At 73.8% G+C, this 16,313-nt stretch carries 16 protein-coding genes; 6 read left to right on the top strand and 10 right to left on the bottom strand.

All coding sequences use genetic code 11. The features are described from left to right. Positions 1-53 precede the first annotated feature (53 nt). The gene (locus G7072_RS03010) at positions 54-989 is read left to right on the top strand and encodes a helix-turn-helix domain-containing protein (RefSeq protein ID WP_166084167.1); all 936 of its coding nucleotides are present in this window, start codon (positions 54-56) and stop codon (positions 987-989) included. On the opposite strand, the gene G7072_RS03005 is transcribed toward G7072_RS03010, so the two are convergent. Further along, positions 986-1,921 carry an oxygenase MpaB family protein gene (locus G7072_RS03005; RefSeq protein WP_166084166.1) on the bottom strand — a complete coding sequence of 312 codons (936 nt, stop codon included), beginning with the start codon at positions 1,919-1,921 and terminating at the stop codon, positions 986-988. The genes G7072_RS03010 and G7072_RS03005 overlap by 4 nt on opposite strands. Positions 1,922-2,021: 100 nt before the next feature. On the opposite strand from G7072_RS03005, the gene G7072_RS03000 reads away from it, so the two are divergent. Then, complete coding sequence (locus tag G7072_RS03000) at positions 2,022-2,951, top strand: DMT family transporter (RefSeq protein ID WP_240917120.1); 930 nt, start codon at positions 2,022-2,024, stop codon at positions 2,949-2,951. Here the strand turns inward: G7072_RS03000 and G7072_RS02995 are convergent. The 3 genes from G7072_RS02995 to groES all read right to left on the bottom strand — a co-directional run bounded on the left by G7072_RS02995 (position 2,948) and on the right by groES (position 6,444). Further along, positions 2,948-4,234: a glycosyltransferase family 2 protein gene (locus G7072_RS02995; protein WP_166084164.1), complete on the bottom strand. Its 1,287-nt coding sequence runs from the start codon at positions 4,232-4,234 to the stop codon at positions 2,948-2,950. The genes G7072_RS03000 and G7072_RS02995 overlap by 4 nt on opposite strands. Before the next feature lie 152 nt (positions 4,235-4,386). After that, entirely contained in the window at positions 4,387-6,015 is a 1,629-nt protein-coding gene (gene groL / locus G7072_RS02990) for a chaperonin GroEL (protein ID WP_166084163.1), read from the bottom strand. Positions 6,016-6,147: 132 nt separating this feature from the next. Beyond that, a complete protein-coding gene (gene groES, locus G7072_RS02985; RefSeq protein ID WP_166084162.1) occupies positions 6,148-6,444 on the bottom strand; it encodes a co-chaperone GroES in 297 nt (98 codons plus the stop codon). 242 nt (positions 6,445-6,686) lie between these two features. Between groES and G7072_RS02980 the strand changes: the two genes are divergently transcribed. From G7072_RS02980 to G7072_RS02965, 4 genes are all read left to right on the top strand, one after another. Further along, the gene (locus G7072_RS02980; protein ID WP_166084161.1) at positions 6,687-8,096 is read left to right on the top strand and encodes an SAM-dependent methyltransferase; all 1,410 of its coding nucleotides are present in this window, start codon (positions 6,687-6,689) and stop codon (positions 8,094-8,096) included. After that, the gene (locus G7072_RS02975) at positions 8,093-8,740 is read left to right on the top strand and encodes a LysE family translocator (RefSeq protein ID WP_206063253.1); all 648 of its coding nucleotides are present in this window, start codon (positions 8,093-8,095) and stop codon (positions 8,738-8,740) included. Before G7072_RS02980 ends, G7072_RS02975 begins: the two co-directional genes overlap by 4 nt. A gap of 188 nt (positions 8,741-8,928) precedes the next feature. Beyond that, positions 8,929-9,528, top strand: a complete 600-nt coding sequence (locus G7072_RS02970; RefSeq protein WP_240917119.1) for a SigE family RNA polymerase sigma factor — start codon at positions 8,929-8,931, stop codon at positions 9,526-9,528. Then, positions 9,525-10,787 (top strand): hypothetical protein, encoded by a 1,263-nt coding sequence (locus G7072_RS02965; RefSeq protein ID WP_166084159.1) that lies wholly within the window; start codon positions 9,525-9,527, stop codon positions 10,785-10,787. The genes G7072_RS02970 and G7072_RS02965 overlap by 4 nt, the downstream gene beginning before the upstream one ends. A 10-nt stretch (positions 10,788-10,797) precedes the next feature. Here the strand turns inward: G7072_RS02965 and tsaD are convergent, their stop codons facing one another. The 6 genes from tsaD to alr are packed head-to-tail and all read right to left on the bottom strand — an operon-like array spanning position 10,798 to position 16,288. Beyond that, the gene (gene tsaD / locus G7072_RS02960; RefSeq protein WP_166084158.1) at positions 10,798-11,844 is read right to left on the bottom strand and encodes a tRNA (adenosine(37)-N6)-threonylcarbamoyltransferase complex transferase subunit TsaD; all 1,047 of its coding nucleotides are present in this window, start codon (positions 11,842-11,844) and stop codon (positions 10,798-10,800) included. Further along, the gene (locus tag G7072_RS02955) at positions 11,837-12,388 is read right to left on the bottom strand and encodes a GNAT family N-acetyltransferase (protein ID WP_166084157.1); all 552 of its coding nucleotides are present in this window, start codon (positions 12,386-12,388) and stop codon (positions 11,837-11,839) included. Before G7072_RS02955 ends, tsaD begins: the two co-directional genes overlap by 8 nt. Then, the gene (tsaB, locus tag G7072_RS02950; protein ID WP_166084155.1) at positions 12,385-13,032 is read right to left on the bottom strand and encodes a tRNA (adenosine(37)-N6)-threonylcarbamoyltransferase complex dimerization subunit type 1 TsaB; all 648 of its coding nucleotides are present in this window, start codon (positions 13,030-13,032) and stop codon (positions 12,385-12,387) included. The genes G7072_RS02955 and tsaB overlap by 4 nt, the downstream gene beginning before the upstream one ends. Positions 13,033-13,041: 9 nt before the next feature. After that, the gene (gene tsaE / locus G7072_RS20185) at positions 13,042-14,016 is read right to left on the bottom strand and encodes a tRNA (adenosine(37)-N6)-threonylcarbamoyltransferase complex ATPase subunit type 1 TsaE (RefSeq protein WP_346766212.1); all 975 of its coding nucleotides are present in this window, start codon (positions 14,014-14,016) and stop codon (positions 13,042-13,044) included. After that, positions 14,013-15,122: an alpha/beta hydrolase gene (locus G7072_RS02940; RefSeq protein WP_166084154.1), complete on the bottom strand. Its 1,110-nt coding sequence runs from the start codon at positions 15,120-15,122 to the stop codon at positions 14,013-14,015. The genes tsaE and G7072_RS02940 overlap by 4 nt, the downstream gene beginning before the upstream one ends. Next, complete coding sequence (alr, locus tag G7072_RS02935; RefSeq protein WP_166084153.1) at positions 15,119-16,288, bottom strand: alanine racemase; 1,170 nt, start codon at positions 16,286-16,288, stop codon at positions 15,119-15,121. The genes G7072_RS02940 and alr overlap by 4 nt, the downstream gene beginning before the upstream one ends. Positions 16,289-16,313 lie beyond the last annotated feature (25 nt).

The following is a 16,313-nucleotide window of genomic DNA, read 5'->3' as shown; positions in this document are numbered from 1 at the left end:
TGAGCGCAACGCCGATCAAGCCAGCCGGCATTCCCGGGGCGCAGGATGGGCCCATGACGAGCACCGGGGCCCCGAGCGGCGCGGACGTCTTCGCCCGTTTCGTCGTCACGTTGACCGAGGCGCTCGACGACCACGACGCGACGGCGGCCGAGCGGGCAGCCCGGCTCCACTTCTCACGGTTCCACCTCGACCGGCTCGTCCGGTCGGTGGCCGGCGAGCCCCCGCACGCCCTGCGCCGGCGCGTCCTGCTGGAGCGGGCGGCGTACCGGATGCTGAGCACCGACGCCCCGCTGATCGACGTCGCCGTCGAGGCGGGCTACGGCTCCCACGAGGCGTTCACCCGCGCGTTCCGGCGCGCGTACGGCGCCGCCCCTGCGGCGTGGCGACGCTCGCCGGGGCACCTGCAGATCGAGGCGCCGAACGGCGTCCACTTCCACCCACCCGCAGGCCTGCGCCTGCCCGTCCGAGACACGGTGAGCTCCATGGACCTGATGACCACGATGGTCGAGCACCACATCTGGCTGACCGGCGAGATGATCGACGCCGCCGGCCGCCTGGGCGACGACCGGCTCGACGAGCCGATCGGGCTGAGCGTCGACGACGACCCGCAGTCGGTGCGCTCGCTGCTGTCTCGGCTCGTCGGCCAGATGGGCATGTGGAACGCCGCGATGGAGTCACGCGACTACGACTGGTCGGTGGAGGAGCACGAGGCCCTCCCCGCGATGCGCGACCGTCTCGCCGTCGAGGGGCCGGCCTACCTCGACCGGGTGCGGGAGGTCGTGGCCGCCGAGCGGCTCGACGACACCTTCGTCGACGCGCTCTGCGACCCGCCGGAGGTCTTCACCTACGGCGGCATGGTCGCGCACGTGCTGACCTTCGCCGCGCACCGCCGGACCCTCGTCGCGCTGGCCCTGCTGCACCACGGGGTCGAGGACCTCGGCTGGGGCGACCCGATGCTCTGGGTCGCCGACCCGGCCCGGAAGGGCTAGACGCCCTCCGCCTGCAGCGGTGCCCGCTCGCCGGGCACGGCCGAGGCGTCCGGCCGGCGCTGCAGGTCGACCGGGCAGGTCGGCGCGAAGGTGCCGAGCTCCTCGGTGCGGAAGCCGTCGGGGTAGGACCGGACGTTGGGCATGTCCTCGAGCAGCAGGGGCGCGAGCCGGGGCGGGGCCAGCCGCAGCACCCGGGCGCGGGCCCGCAGCGCTCCCCGGGCCGCGCGCCGCAGCGCCGGCGAGGGGTGGGGGTAGCGGAAGGCGTCGAGCAGCGGCTCGTCCATCAGCCCGAACGAGAACGCCTTGACCCGCTCCGCCGGGAGCCGGTCGTTGGGCGGGAAGGTCGTCATCAGCTCCAGCGTCGCGTCAGCCACCGCCCGGGCGCCGGGGTCGTAGCCGAAGTTCGCGGCCTCGTAGTCGTCCATCAGCCGGGCGAAGTCGGCCCAGATGTCGGGGATGCCGGCGATGTTCATGTGCCGCCCGAGGTTCTTGTAGTACTCCGTGCTCGCCAGCACCTCGGTGTCCGACATGGCCCGCCAGCCGTAGGACTGAAGCCAGCGCACCGGGACCACCACGAACGTCGACAGCACGTAGCGCATGTCGTCGTTGCTGATGTCGTACATCCCGTGCATCTGGTTCATCCGCCGCACGGCGGCCCGGCCCTCCCGGCTCGACAGCCCGTGGCACAGCACCTGGTCGAGGATGAGCCCCGTGTCGTCGTACCGCTTCTGGGTGCGGTCGGTGAACTCGCCGGTCTCGTAGAGCAACCGACCGATCGACGGCACCGCGTAGGTGCGGAAGAGCGCGAACGACAGCGCCTGGTTGATGTCCCAGGGGAACTCGTGCTGCACGAGGATCCGCGAGATCTCCTCGTGGTCGCGCAGCGGGTGCAGCCGGTTGATGCGGTGGGTCCAGTAGTCACGGCGCCTCATGGCCTGCAATCTGCCAGATTCCGGCAGTATCCGGCCACAGTCCGTGACGTGGCCGAAACCCGCGTGCCCGGTGTCGGTGGGCTCCTCTAGCCTCGCGGACGTGACCACGACCCAGGACCCCGGCCAGGCTGCTGCGCGCCCGACGACCACGCGCACGTGGCTGCCGGTCGCTGCCGTCGCCACGACCCTGGTGCTGTGGGCCTCGGCCTTCGTCGCGATCCGCCACCTCGGCGACGACTTCTCCGCCGGACCGCTCGCGCTGGGCCGCAACGCCGTCGGCGCCCTCGCCCTGCTCGCCCTCGCCCTCCCCCGCTTCCGCCGCCCCGGGCCGGGTCAGTGGTGGCGCCTGGTCGTCATCGGCCTGCTCTGGTACGCCGTCTACAACGTCGCACTCAACGAGGGCGAGCAGCACGTCGACGCCGGCACCGCCTCGCTGGTCCTGCAGAGCGCCCCGGTCATGGTCGCGCTGCTGGCCGCGGTGTTCCTCGGCGAGCGCTTCACCGCCACCAAGGCCGTCGGGCTGGCGCTCGCGATCGCGGGCGTGGGGCTGATCAGCACGTCGGGCAGCGGGTCGGGCGACCCGGGCAGCGACCTGCTCGGCGTGCTGCTGTGCGCCCTCGCCGCGCTGGTGTACGCCGTGAGCCTCATCGTCCAGAAGCCGCTGATGGCCACCCTCCCGGCCGTCGAGGTCACTGCGGTCGCGTGCGCCGTCGGCGCCGTGGCCTGCCTGCCCTGGGCGGGTCGGCTCGTCGATGAGGCGGCCGCGGCCCCGACGTCGTCGGTGCTGTGGATGGTCTACCTCGGGCTGTTCCCGACCGCCATCGGGTTCACCTGCTACGCCTACGCCCTCAACCACATGCCGGCCTCGAACCTGGCCGTCACGACCTACCTCATCCCGGTCATCACCATCGTGATGGCGTGGCTGCTGCTCGACGAGACGCCGGCGTCGCTGGCCTACGTGGGCGGCGTGGTGACTCTGGTCGGGGTGTCCATCGCGCGGCGCCGGCCGCGCGCGGTCCCGGCTGCCTAGCCGGCCGCTCCCTCGGCCGCTGCCTCGTCGACCGCCTCGTCGACCGCCTCGTCCTCGCCGTCCAGCTCGTCGTCGGCGCGGCGCGACAGGCGCTTGCGCTTCGGCAGGCTCGCGCCGAGCTCGGCGGCCAGGGCGGGGTGCTCGGTCGAGAGGTGGCGCTGGGCCTGGCGCAGCGCCTGCACCGGGCGGGCCTTCGGCAGGTGCGAGAGCAGGGCCTTGTCGACGCTGCACATCGCCGCGAGAGCCGCCTCCCAGCGCTGCTGGTCGTCGGCGGTGAAGGGCAGCGGCTGGTGGGTGTGGCGCGCCGCGTCGGGCACCTCGAGGAACCCGAGGGCGTCGAGCAGGGCGACGTCGTCGAGGGCCACCCGCTCGTAGAGGCGCCGGTGGACCGCCGCGACCTCCTCGGCCGTCGCCGCCGGGTTCTCGCGCAGCGCGAGGAAGACCCCGCGGATGGCGCGCCGCTCGGGGCTCTGGTGGAACCCGCCGCCCTCGACGTGGGCGCTCCACTTGCGCACGAACTCCTCCAACGTCGGGGACTCGTCGTGCAGCACCCGCAGCCGGGCGGCGTCGCGGTGCATCGGCACCTTCGTGCCCTGGGCGTTCTCGACCTCGTGGAGGAACAGCCGGAACCGGCGGTCGGGCCGGACCCCGATCTTGCGGCGGTGGCCGCGGAAGTAGCTGCCCATGTGCGCCTCGGTCAGCGCGCCCATCACCACGAGCATCTCCAGCTCCTCGTCGCTGAGCTGGCGCTTGTAGCGCCGCGTGCCCTCGACCGGGGCGTCGGTGGGTGTGCCCGCGTCGGCCTCGGTGCGCGAGACCGCCTCCATCGTCGTCAGCCTCACCACCCGCTTGCCCGGGCCGAGCCCGAGCAGGACCGAGCGGTCGATGTGGAGGCACTCGTCGGCGTCGAGGGAGAACAGCCACCGGGCGCCCGGGACCAGGGTGAGGGCGAGGTTCACCAGGTTGGCGTTGATGCCCTGGCGGCGGGCGAGCCGGTCCGAGCGCTCCCCGCCCCAGTACGCCGCGTCGGTCGGCACCGCGGTCACGTGCGGGTCCCCGGCCCAGCGGGCACACACCTCGGGGTCGGCGTCGTCCACGCAGAGCACCAGGTGGTCCGCCCCGGCAGCGAGGTTGCGGCGCACGTGCCGCTCGGTCTCCTCGACGCTCGCCTTGACCGTGCTGACGATCACCACGCGCGCGTCCTCGTCGGCTCCCCCACCGGACCCGCCGGACCCGCCGGGCTGACGCGGTCGGGGACGCTTGAGGGAGGGCAGCTCGGGCATGCGCCGCATCCTAGTGACGGGCCGCCCGCTTCTGGTCACTCCCCGCAGCGGGCCCGAAAACAGGTCGATGCCCGCACCGGGAAGGGCTTCCCAGGTGTGGGCATCGACCAGAAACCAGCGGCCGCGTCAGCGGCCCGGCTCACCCGACTCGATCAGTGGCCGTGACCGTGGCCGTGGCCGTGACCACCGGCGGCGGACTCGTCCTCGTCCTCGGGCTTGTCGACGACCAGGGTCTCGGTCGTCAGCAGCATCGCCGCGATGGAGGTGGCGTTGACCAGCGCGGAGCGGGTCACCTTCACCGGGTCCAGGATGCCCTGGCCGATGAGGTCGCCGTACTCCTCGGTGGCGGCGTTGTAGCCGTTGCCGACGCCGGCCTCGCGGACCTTGGCGACGACGACGTAGCCGTTGACGCCACCGTTCTCGGCGATCCAGCGCAGCGGCTCGTCGGCGGCCTTGCGGACCACCTTCACGCCGAACGCCTCGTCACCCTCGAGACCGAGGTCGTCGGAGAGCACCGAGACGGCGTGGACCAGCGCGGAACCGCCGCCGGCGATGATGCCCTCCTCGATCGCGGCGCGCGTCGCGGAGACGGCGTCCTCGATGCGGTGCTTCTTCTCCTTCAGCTCCACCTCGGTGGCGGCGCCCACCTTGACCACGCAGACACCGCCGGCGAGCTTCGCGAGGCGCTCCTGGAGCTTCTCGCGGTCCCAGTCGGAGTCGGTGTTCTCGATCTCGGCCTTGATCTGCGCGACGCGGCCGTTGACCTCGGTGGCGTCACCGGAGCCGTCGACGATCGTGGTGTTGTCCTTGGTGACCACGACGCGGCGGGCCTGGCCCAGCACGTCGAGACCGACCTGGTCGAGCTTGAGGCCGACCTCGGGGGCCACGACCTGCGCGCCGGTGAGGGTCGCGATGTCCTGCAGCATGGCCTTGCGACGGTCGCCGAAGGCGGGAGCCTTCACGGCGGCGGCGTTGAAGGTGCCCCGGATCTTGTTCACGACCAGGGTCGAGAGCGCCTCACCGTCGATGTCCTCGGCGATGATGAACAGCGGCTTGCCGGCCTGCATGACCTTCTCCAGCAGCGGGAGCAGGTCCGAGATGGAGCTGATCTTGCCCTGGTGCAGGAGGATGTAGGGGTCGTCGAGGACGGCCTCCATGCGCTCCGCGTCGGTCACGAAGTACGGCGAGATGTAGCCCTTGTCGAACTGCATGCCCTCGGTGAACTCGAGCTCGGTGCCCATGGTGTTGGACTCCTCGACGGTGATGACACCGTCCTTGCCCACCTTGTCGAAGGCCTCGGCGAGCAGGTCGCCGATGACCGAGTCGCGGCTGGAGACGGTCGCCACGGCGGCCATGTCCTCGCGGGTCTCGACGTCGCGGGCGGCCTCGCGCAGCGCCTCGCTGACGGCGGCGGCGGCCTTGTCCATGCCCCGCTTGAGCGCCATCGGGTTGACGCCCGCGGCCACGGCGCGGATGCCCTGGTGGACCATCGCCTGGGCCAGCACGGTCGCGGTGGTGGTGCCGTCACCGGCAACGTCGTTGGTCTTGGTGGCGACCTCCTTGGTCAGCTGGGCGCCGAGGTTCTCGAACGGGTCGTCCAGCTCGACCTCACGGGCGACGGTCACGCCGTCGTTGGTGATGGTCGGGGCGCCCCACTTCTTGTCGAGGACGACGTAACGGCCCTTGGGACCGAGGGTCACCTTGACGGTGTTGGCGAGGGCGTCGACGCCCCGCTCGAGGGAGCGTCGTGCGCTCTCGTCGAACTCCAGGATCTTCGGCATCGAAGAATCACTGCCTTTCTTGAACTGATCGTGGTGCACGCATGGGTGGAAGGACGACGCCCCAGGGGCCCGGGTGGGCCGCCCGGGGCGGAGTCGGTGGTGCGGTGGTGCGCGAGCTCAGGTCCGGCTGGATCAGCCGATGACGGCGAGCACGTCGCGGGCGCTCAGGATGAGGTACTCCTGGCCGGCGTACTTGACCTCGGTGCCGCCGTACTTGCTGTAGATGACCTTGTCGCCGACGGAGATGTCGAGCGGCACGCGCTCGTCACCGTCGTCGTTGAAGCGACCCGGTCCGACCGCGATGACCTCGCCCTCCTGGGGCTTCTCCTTCGCGGTGTCCGGGATGACCAGGCCGGAAGCCGTGGTCTGCTCGGCGTCGAGCGTCTGGACGAGGATCCGGTCCTCGAGCGGCTTGATGTTGACCGACACGTCGTCGACCTCCCCAATCTTGTTGGTCTGTCTCGTTGTCGAGAGCTGGGTGATCTGGTGCAGCTGGTGGTGCGGGTGGAACGGTGCAGCAAGACTGTCGCCCGGTGGTCGTACGCCGTCGCGGGGGTCGCACGGGCCGGACGATCAGCACTCTCACATCGAGAGTGCCAACACCGAAACTAGTCCGGCGTTAGCACTCGGTCAAGTCGAGTGCCAGACCAGAGTCCTGGGAGGATGCGGGCGTGGACCTGGCGACCTTCGAGCGGCTGCTCACGCCCGCCGGGCGGCGGGTGCTGGCCCTCGCCGAGGAGCTGCACGCCGCGGGCGTCGACGCCCTCCGGGCCGGTGAGCAGGTGCGCCGGCTCGCGCTCGCGGAGCACGCCGACGCGCCGCCGGGAGCCGCGGCCGACCTCGCCGCGGCGGCCACCACGCAGGCGGTGCTGCGGGCCCGCGCGGTGGCGAGGCTCGGACCCGGGGCGGCCCGGCTCCTGCTCACTCCCGACGGCCTCCAGCAGGCCACCCGGCCCGAGATCGCCGACCGCCGGGCGGCCCGCCTGGCCGCGGCGCTGCGGGACGACGCCGGTCCCCACGGTGGTCCCGATGCCACCTCCGAAGCGCCGGCGGTCGCGCCGCCCACCGTCATGGACCTCGGGTGCGGCATCGGCGCCGACCTGCTCGCCCTCGCCCGCGCCCGGCTCGCGGTGGCGGGGGTCGACCTGGACCCGGTCACCGCCGCTGTCGCCGCCGCCAATTTCGCCGCCGCGCCCGCCCACGGCGTCGGCACCCGCGGCGGGGTGACGGTGGCCGACGCCACGACGGTCGACCGTTCGGCGTACGACGCGGTGTTCGTCGACCCGGCCCGGCGCACGGCGCGCGGTCGGACCTTCGACGTCGACGCCTACTCCCCTCCCTGGTCGTTCGTCGAGGAGGTGCTCGCCGGGCCCGTCCCGGCCGTGGTGAAGGTGGCGCCCGGCGTCCCGCACGACCGGATCCCGGCCGGGGTGGAGGCGGAGTGGGTCAGCGTCGACGGGGAGGTCAAGGAGGCCGCGCTGTGGTCGCCGGGCCTGGCGCAGGTCACCCGACGAGCGACCGTGATCCGGACCCGCCGGCGCACGGACCCGGGCGCGGACGCGACGGCCCCCACCCCGGCGTACGACGTGGAGGAGGTCACCGACCGCGACGACCCGGGGCCGGACGCCGTGGGCACCGGCCCCGTGGCGGCGTACCTCCTCGAGCCGGACGGGGCGGTCGTCCGCGCCGGACTGGTCACCGCCGTGGCCGCACTGGTCGGCGGGCACCTGCTCGACGAGCACATCGCCTACGTCGCCGCCGACGGCACGGGCGGGACCGGCGGGACGGGCGGCACGGACTGGCCGCGGGCGCTGCGGCTGGCGCGCGCCTACCGGGTCCAGGAGGAGCTGCCCTACCAGGAGAAGCGGCTGAAGGCCGCGCTGCGCGAGCGCGGCATCGGTCGGCTGACCATCAAGAAGCGGGGCGTCCAGGCCGTGCCCGAGGAGCTGCGCCGGCGGCTCGCGCTCCGCGGCGACGCCGAGGGCACCGTGGTGCTGACCCGGGTGGCCGGCCGGGGCACCGCCCTGCTCGTCGACCCGCTCCCCGCAGACCCCGGAGACGCGGCAGACTGGAGCCCATGACGCTGGTCCCCGCCCACGAGCTGCTCGCCTTCGCGGCGGCGGCCTTCGTGCTGATCGTGATCCCGGGACCGAGCGTGGTGTTCGTGATCGGGCGGGCGCTGGCCTACGGCCGGTCGGTGGCGATCGCCACGGTCGCCGGCAACAGCCTCGGCCTCTTCGTCGTCATGGTGCTCGTGGCGCTCGGGCTCGGGGCGGTGGTCGCCGAGTCGGCGGCGGTGTTCACGGTGGTCAAGCTCGTCGGGGCGGCGTACCTCGTCTGGCTCGGGGTGCAGGCGGTGCGGCACCGCCGCGACCTCCACGTCGACGACCCCGACGCCGCCCGGGCGACGCTGCCCTGGCCGGTCGCGGTGCGGCAGGGCTTCGTGGTCGGCGTGGCCAACCCGAAGGCGTTCATGATCTTCGCCGCCGTGCTGCCGCAGTTCGTCACGCCGACGCTCGGGCGGGTGCCCGTGCAGATGCTGGTCCTCGGGCTGCTCGCGGTCCTCATCGGCGTGGTCTCCGACCTGGTCTGGGCGCTGCTGGCCAGCCGGCTCCGCACGTGGTTCAACGCCTCCCCCGCCCGTGGCCGTCGTCTGACCGCCACCGGCGGGCTGTCGATGATCGGCCTCGGGCTCGCGCTGGCCACCACCGGCCGCCCGGAGTAGCCGGGTAGCCGGGTAGCCGGGCAGCCGGGTCAACCCGCCGCGGGACCGGTGCAACCTTCTGCGACCGGCTCGCGTCTTGGTCGTGTCCGGGCCCCGGACGACGACAGAGAAGCGGAAGGATGGCACCACGCGTGTACGCCGAACCCCAGCCCGCCGTCCTTCCACGGCACGACCTCCAGGAGGTTGAGGTGACCGGACCAGACGTCCCGGCCGCCGGCACGAGCCGTGGCGAGCGACGCGACCAGCGCCGCGACGCCGAGTTCGCCGAGTACATGGCCGCCCGGCAGCCCAGCCTGCTGCGCACGGCGTACCTGCTCTCGGGCGACCGGCACACCGCCGAGGACCTGGTGCAGACGGCCCTGGCCAAGCTCTACCTGAGCTGGGACAAGGTGCAGCAGCGCGAGAGCCTCGACGGCTACGTGCGCCGCATCCTCGTCAACGAGCACAACTCGCTGTGGCGCCGGGCCTGGAAGCGGCAGGAGACCACGGTCTCGCAGATGCCCGACCAGGCCGCCCCGGCGCCGACGGGACGCGACGCGGACCTGTGGGACTTCGTCCAGACGCTGCCGCGCAAGCAACGGGCCGTGGTGGTGCTGCGCTACTACGAGGAGATGTCCGAGGCCGAGACCGCTGCGGCGCTCGGCGTCTCGGTCGGCACCGTCAAGTCCCAGGCCAGCCGGGCCCTCGCCTCGCTGCGCGCCCGGGCCGACGAGATCGCCCCTCACGACGACGACCCTCGGGGCTCGTCCCTCCCCCGCTCCTCCTCCACCCCCCGGGAGACCCGATGAACACCCACGACGAGCTGCCGGGCAGCCTGCGTGGCGCCCTGCAGCGCCGCGCCGACGGCGTCGGCGACGACCACCCCTTCACCCTCGACGACGTCAAGGGCCGCGCCCACGGCATCCGCCGCCGCCGCATCGCGGTGAGCGGGCTGGCCGCCGCGGCGGTGCTCGCGATCGCCGTGCCGGTCGGCCTGAACGCCACGGGCTCGCCCGGCGCCTCGCCCTCGTTCGACCCGGCCAACCGGTCGCCCTCGCCGTCGCAGACCGCGGAGCCCAGCCCCGACCGCGCCTCCGAGGGCGTCGACACGCCCGTGAGCCCGATCGGACAGGTGCTGACCACCGATCGCCCGGCCGCGGCCGAGCAGACCCTGACCACCGTGTCCCCCGGACGCATCAACCCGCCGGGCGGCGCGAGCCCGGTGGCCGTCGAGGCCGACTACCAGTCGGTCGTGCCGCTGGGCAGCGGGTGGGTCGCGATCCGCTCCGACGGCTCCGACCTCGTCGCCGACCGCGTCGACGCGACCGGTGCCGTCGACGCCACCTACGCGGCCGGCGACGGCGGGCTGTCCGTCTCGCGTGACGGCGCCGTCGTGGCCTGGTCGGACCCGGACAACCGGGTCGTGACGCTGGTCGACGGAGGTGAGCCCCAGGAGATCTACCGGGCCGAGGGGACGGTCTTCGTCGCCGCGATCGACGCCACGGGGTCGTGCACCCCGGGGGCCGACGACGGCTGCGTCGTGCACCTCAACCGGCAGGACCGGGTCGAGAGCCTCACCGTCACGTCCCAGGGCGACGTCGCCGTGACGCCCGGGCTGGCCTGGGTCAACTCGGTCGCCGCGGACGGCCGCGTCGCCGGCATGATCAAGGTCGAGGACTACGGGTCGTGCAGCGGCGTCGTCGCGGCCGGCTCCCAGCGCCCGCTCTGGCGCACGTGCGACTACGCGGGACTGGTCTTCAGCCCCAGCGGGAGGTGGGTGATGGGCGTCGACCCCCAGGGTGACGGTGCCGGCAGCTCGTCGATCGCGATCCTCGACGCGGCCACCGGCGAGGTGGTCACGTCGCTGGTCAACAACCGCAGGACCCAGGCGTTCGTGGCTCAGAGGGAGTGGAACGAGTCCGACCAGGTGGTGATGTCGGTCGCGCAGGCCGGCACGTGGCGGACGATGCAGCTGAGCGTCACCGGCGAGTTCTCGGCCGTGCGCGGCGGGGACTACGAGAGCTCCGACCCCTACGTCTCCGACGTGCACCTGGAGACCACCCCCTGAGGGAGATGGCTCAGGCCAGGACCTGGGTGACGGGCAGGCTGGAGTCGGCCCCGATGCCCAGCTCCGACGGGGTCCGGCCGCGGGCCACCAGCTCGGAGCCGAGGGCGGCCACCATGGCACCGTTGTCGGTGCACAGCCCCGGTCGGGGCACCCGCACGCGGATGCCGTGGCGGGCGGCCCGCTCCTCGGCCATCACGCGCAGCCGCGAGTTGGCCGCCACCCCGCCCCCGATGAGGAGGTCCTCGACGCCGCGGTCCACCGCGGCGTCGATCGCCTTGCGGGTCAGCACGTCGCAGACGGCCTCCTGGAAGGACGCCGCGACGTCGGCCACCGGGACCGGCTCGCCGGCGGCGACGCGGGCCTCGACCCAGCGGGCGACGGCGGTCTTGAGGCCGGAGAACGAGTAGTCGAACCGGTGCCGCTCGAGGTCGCGCCGCGAGGTCAGCCCGCGCGGGAAGTCGATCGCGACCGAGGATCCCGAGGCGGCCGCGCGGTCGATGTGCGGCCCACCCGGGAAGGGCAGGCCCAGCAGCCGCGCGACCTTGTCGAAGGCCTCCCCCGCCGCGTCGTCGATGGTGGCGCCCAGGGGCTCCACGGTCCCGGTGACGTCCTCGACCAGCAGCAGCGAGGAGTGTCCTCCGCTGACGAGCATCGCCAGGCACGGCTCCGGCAGCGGCCCGTGCTCGAGCTGGTCGACCGCGACGTGGGCCGAAAGGTGGTTGACGCCGTACAACGGCTTGTCGAGCCCGATCGCCAGCGCCTTGGCCGAGGCCAGGCCCACCAGCAGCGCCCCGACCAGGCCGGGGCCGCTCGTCACCGCGACCGCGTCGACGTCGCGCAGGGAGACCCCGGCGGTCGTGCAGGCACGCTCGATGGTCGGCACCATCGCCTCCAGGTGGGCGCGCGAGGCGACCTCGGGGACGACCCCTCCGAAGCGGGCGTGCTCCTCGACCGAGGAGGCGACGGCGTCGGCGAGCAGGGTGTGGCCGCGCACGATCCCGACGCCGGTCTCGTCGCAGGAGGTCTCGATCCCCAGCACCAACGGCTCGTCACGCATCGCGCCACTCCTCCCGCTCGGCGAGCTCGGCCAGCTCCGCCACGTCGGTCCGCTCCCGGGCGAGGTGGGCCTCGACCACGTCCTCGTCCTCGGGCGTGAGCGGCAGCTCCATCACCAGGGCGGCGGACCCGTCGCGGTAGTACGCCGGCCGTCGCGCCACCTCGGTCAGCCCGCAGGCCTCGTAGAACGCGCGACCCGAGGCGTTGGCCTCGCTCACCTCGAGCATCAGGCGCTGCGCTCGCCCGGCAGCGCCTTCCTGGCAGAGCCGGTCGAAGAGCACCCGGGCCAGGCCGCTGCGGCGGTGCCCGGGGGCGACCGCGATCCGCTGCAGGTCCAGGACGTCGCCGCCCAGCATCGAGATGGCGTAGCCGACGAGCTCCTCGCCCTCGTGCGCCAGCAGGGCGTGCCGGTGGGGTCCGGTCAGGGCGGTGCGCACCGACTCCTGCGACCAGGCGTCGACGCCGAAGCAGGCGTCGTCCAGCGCGTGCACGGCCTCGACGTCGGCGCCGGTGGCCTGCTCGATGCTCACGTGCGGGCGGCTCACGACACGGCCTTCGGCGGGCCGGGCACCTGCGCGTCGGGGCGGCGCAGGTAGATCGGCTCGGCGGCGACGACCTCGGCGCGCCGGTCCAGCACGACCTGCGCCAGCACCCCGGCGTCGGGCGCGGTCGGTCCCGCGACCCGGGTGAACGCGTCGGGGTAGAGGACGGGTCCGGCGCCCACCACCAACCCCTCCGGTACGTCGTCGGGCCGCGTCACCTGCAGGTCGGAGACCCGCTGCCCGGTGGCGTCGTACGAGGCCCAGAAGAGCTCCTTGCGGCGGGCGTCGAGGGTCGCGACGAAGGGCTCGGGAGGCTGACCCCCCGCTGCCTGCTCGTCGGCGGCGGCCGCGGCGAGCACGTCGAGGCTGCTGACCCCGTGCGTCGGCACGTCGAGGGCCAGGGACAGCACGCGCGCGGTGACCACGCCGACCCGCAGGCCGGTGAACGGTCCCGGTCCCACACCGACGGCCACCCCGGTGAGGTCGAGGCGGTCGGCGCCGACGGCGCGGAGCGCGGCGTCGATCATCACGCCGAGCTGCTCGCCGTGCTGCATCCGGGCCTCGCTGACCGCACGGTGGACGACGCCCCGACCGTCGTGGAGGGCCACCGCGACCAGCGGGGTCGAGGTGTCGAGGGCGAGAAGCACCCGTAGAGATTAGGTGACGAGCCTGTGGATGTCCGAACCCACCCAGCGGGCGCCGACCGCGGTGAGCGTGACGGTCCGCTGCTCGGTCGCCTCGTCGCCCGCACCGTCGGTCGCCCCACCCGTGGCCCGGCGGATGCTCAGGTGGAGCCGGTCGTCGGCGAGCCTCTCGGCCAGACCCTCGCCCCACTCGACCACCGTGACCGCGGTGTCCAGCGACAGGTCCAGGTCGAGGTCGTCGAGCTCGAGCGCCCCCGCGCCGGCCCCGAGGCCGAGCCGGTAGGCGTCGACGTGGACCAGCGGCGGTCCCCCGACCTCGGAGGGGTGCACCCGGGAGAGCACGAACGTCGGGGACGTGACCGGACCGCGCACCCCCAGGCCCGCGCCCAGCCCCTGGGTCAGCGTCGTCTTGCCGGCCCCGAGGTCGCCGGTGAGGATCAGCAGGTCGCCGGCCCGCAGCCCACCGGCGAGGCGGCGCCCGAGCTCGCGCGTGGCGTCGGCGTCCTCGGCAACGCCACGCACCGGCGTCTCCTTCGCCAGCGTCAGCAGCGGGCCGTGGCGGTCGATCTCGCGGTAGCCGAGCCGGACCCACAGCGCCACCGTCGCGGGCAGCTCGACGCGCGCCGCGAGGCGCAGCCGCGGCACCCGGCGACGCTCGGCCACCTCCTCGGCGGCCGCCGCGAGGGCGGAGGCGACGCCGAGGCGCTGGGCCTGCGGCGCCACCGACACCCGGCGCAGCGTCAGCCAGTCGCCGTCGTGGTCCAGCAGCAGGGCGCCGACGGGCTCGCCGTCCCGGGTGGCCAGCAGGCCACCGGCGCCGCGCAGGGCCGCCGCGACCGTGGCGGTGGTCTCGTCGAGCGCCGTGGCCGGCGGGTCGAGGGCAGGTCGGTGCGAGAAGCCGGCATGGATCAGGGCGGTGACGACCTCGGCGGCCTCCTCGCCGACCTCGGACACCTGGAGCGTCGGCGCTGCCTCGGGCTGCGTCACGACGCCCCTCGGGCGCGCTCGGGCTGCCCTCCGCCGGCGCGGTGCTGCTCGGCCGCCTCGAGGAGGTCATCGAGGGCGGCGTTGACCTCGTCCTTGAACTCCAGGATCGGCATGTGCCCGCCGCCCTCGAGCACGACGAGGTGCGAGCCGTCGATGTGGGCGTGGAGCTTGCGGGCGTGCCCGATGGAGGTCAGCTTGTCGGCGGTCCCGCCCAGGATCCAGGTGGGGACGCGCTCGAACGCCCGCACGACGTGGAACTTGTCGAGCAGGTCGAACTGCGGGATGAACTCGAGCAGCACCGACATCGGCGTCGCCGAGATCATGTCGTCGACGAAGGCGACGTACGCCGGGGGCACCGGGTGGTCGCCGAAGGCGAAGACGTCGGTGAGCTTGAGCCCGACCGCGGATCCGCGGCGGCGCAGCAGCTCGAGGAGCCGGTCGCGCTGCGCGGCCAGCATCACGCCCTGCTTGACCAGCGTGGTGCCGACACGGTCGGGGAGGTACTTGATGACGACCTTGTGGGCCCGCATCCCGCCCGCGGTGGTGGAGACCAGGCCGACGCCGACCACCCGCGTGCCGAACAGCTCCGGGTGCTCCTCGGCGAGCGCCACGATCGTCATGCCCCCCATGGAGTGGCCCACGAGCACGACCGGCCCCGGGGCGAGCTCGTCGAGCACGCGCATCAGGTCGTCGCCGCACTGGTCGATGGTCGCGTTCTCCTTCTCCGAGCGGTCGCTGCGGCCGTGGGAGCGCTGGTCGTAGAAGACCAGCCGGTGCCGGCCGCGGAAGGCGGCCCGCTGGAAGTGCCAGCAGTCGAGGCTGAGGGCGAAGCCGTGGACGAACACCACCGTGAGGTCGTCCTCGCCGTACTCCTCGGTCCCCTCCCCGACGTGGGGTGAGCGGGGGTCGACCTCGGCGTGCAGGTCGAGGCCGTCGGAGGTGCGGATCCGGTGCACCTCGCCGCGCAGGGAGCCGAGGTTGTCGACGTCGCCCTCGCGGGCCGCGGCCTCGAGCCGCTTGCCGATCCGGCGGTCCACCAGCACCCCGGTGGTGACGGCGGCGCCGAGACCGGCCACCACCCCCGCGGCGATCCCGCGCCGGCTCATGCGTCCTCCTGGGTCAGGTGCTCGTGGCGTCGTCGGAAGCGTCCGCCGATCCGCGTCACGATCTCGTAGGAGATCGTGCCGCAGGCCTCCGCCCACTCCTGGGCGGTCGGTCCCCCGTCGGCGCCGGCGCCGAAGAGGACGACCTCGTCCCCGGCGGCCACCGGCTGGTCGCCCACGTCGACGAGGAGCTGGTCCATGCAGACCCGGCCGGAGACGGTACGTCGTACGCCGCCGACCTGCACCGGGGCGACCGACGAGCCGTGGACCGGGACGCCGTCGCCGTACCCGACCGGGACCAGGGCGACGGTGGTCTCGCGCTCGGTGACGTAGGTGTGGCCGTAGGACAGCCCCGCGCCGGCGTGGACCTGCTTGGTGAGCGCGACCTGGGCGCGCGCGGTCATGACCGGCACGAGCCCCAGCTCCTCGCTGGTGCGGTGCTCGGGCACCGGCGAGAGCCCGTACGACGCCAGCCCGCACCGGACGAGGTCGTAGCGTGCCTGGGGCCGGGTCAGGGCGCCGGCGGAGTTGCAGAGGTGGCGCAGCCCCGGGTCGAGGCCCGCCTCGTCGACGACCCGCAGCGCGGCGGCGTACGCCTGCTCCTGGGCCTCGTTCGCGGGGTGGTCGGGGTCGTCCGCGCAGGCGAAGTGGGACCACACGCCGGTCAGCTCGACCTCGTCGGCCTCGACGGCGTCGCGGGTGGCGGCCACGAGGTCGGGCCAGTCGGCGGCGGTGGCGCCGCCCCGCGAGAGTCCCGTGTCCACCTTGAGCTGCAGCCGCGCCCGGCCGCCTCGCGCACGGGCGGCGCCGACGATCTCGTCGAGCTCGGCGGTCGAGTAGGCGGTGACGTCGACGTCCGCCTCCATCGCGGCGGCGTAGTCCTCCCCAGGCACCCCGAGCCAGCAGAGCACGGGTCCGGTGTCGCCGGCCGCGCGCAGCGCCAGCGCCTCGTCGAGGGTGGCGACCCCGAGCCAGTCGGCCCCCGCCTCGCGCGCAGCACGGGCGACGGGCACCATGCCGTGGCCGTAGCCGTCGGCCTTCACCACCACCATGAGCGCGGCCGGCGCGCACGTGTCGGCAAGCGTGCGCACGTTGCGGCGCAGGGCGTCGAGGTCCACGACGAGCTCGGCCCGGACGGGTCCGGACGCAGGACTCTCCGGCTCGCTCACCGCAGCATCTTTTCAGATGCGCCAC

It is taken from the genome of Nocardioides sp. HDW12B (assembly GCF_011299595.1).
Lineage (GTDB): Bacteria > Actinomycetota > Actinomycetes > Propionibacteriales > Nocardioidaceae > Marmoricola_A.
This window is presented reverse-complemented; position numbering and strand designations above follow the sequence as displayed.

What these genes read in the sequence shown, in the direction of transcription:
- G7072_RS03010 (WP_166084167.1), top strand. Translation starts at nt 54, where the DNA reads ATGACGAGCACCGGGGCCCCGAGCGGCGCGGACGTCTTCGCCCGTTTC.
- G7072_RS03005 (WP_166084166.1), bottom strand. Translation starts at nt 1,921, where the DNA reads ATGAGGCGCCGTGACTACTGGACCCACCGCATCAACCGGCTGCACCCG.
- G7072_RS02995 (WP_166084164.1), bottom strand. Translation starts at nt 4,234, where the DNA reads ATGCCCGAGCTGCCCTCCCTCAAGCGTCCCCGACCGCGTCAGCCCGGC.
- groL (WP_166084163.1), bottom strand. Translation starts at nt 6,015, where the DNA reads ATGCCGAAGATCCTGGAGTTCGACGAGAGCGCACGACGCTCCCTCGAG.
- G7072_RS02975 (WP_206063253.1), top strand. Translation starts at nt 8,093, where the DNA reads ATGACGCTGGTCCCCGCCCACGAGCTGCTCGCCTTCGCGGCGGCGGCC.
- G7072_RS02965 (WP_166084159.1), top strand. Translation starts at nt 9,525, where the DNA reads ATGAACACCCACGACGAGCTGCCGGGCAGCCTGCGTGGCGCCCTGCAG.
- tsaD (WP_166084158.1), bottom strand. Translation starts at nt 11,844, where the DNA reads ATGCGTGACGAGCCGTTGGTGCTGGGGATCGAGACCTCCTGCGACGAG.
- G7072_RS02940 (WP_166084154.1), bottom strand. Translation starts at nt 15,122, where the DNA reads ATGAGCCGGCGCGGGATCGCCGCGGGGGTGGTGGCCGGTCTCGGCGCC.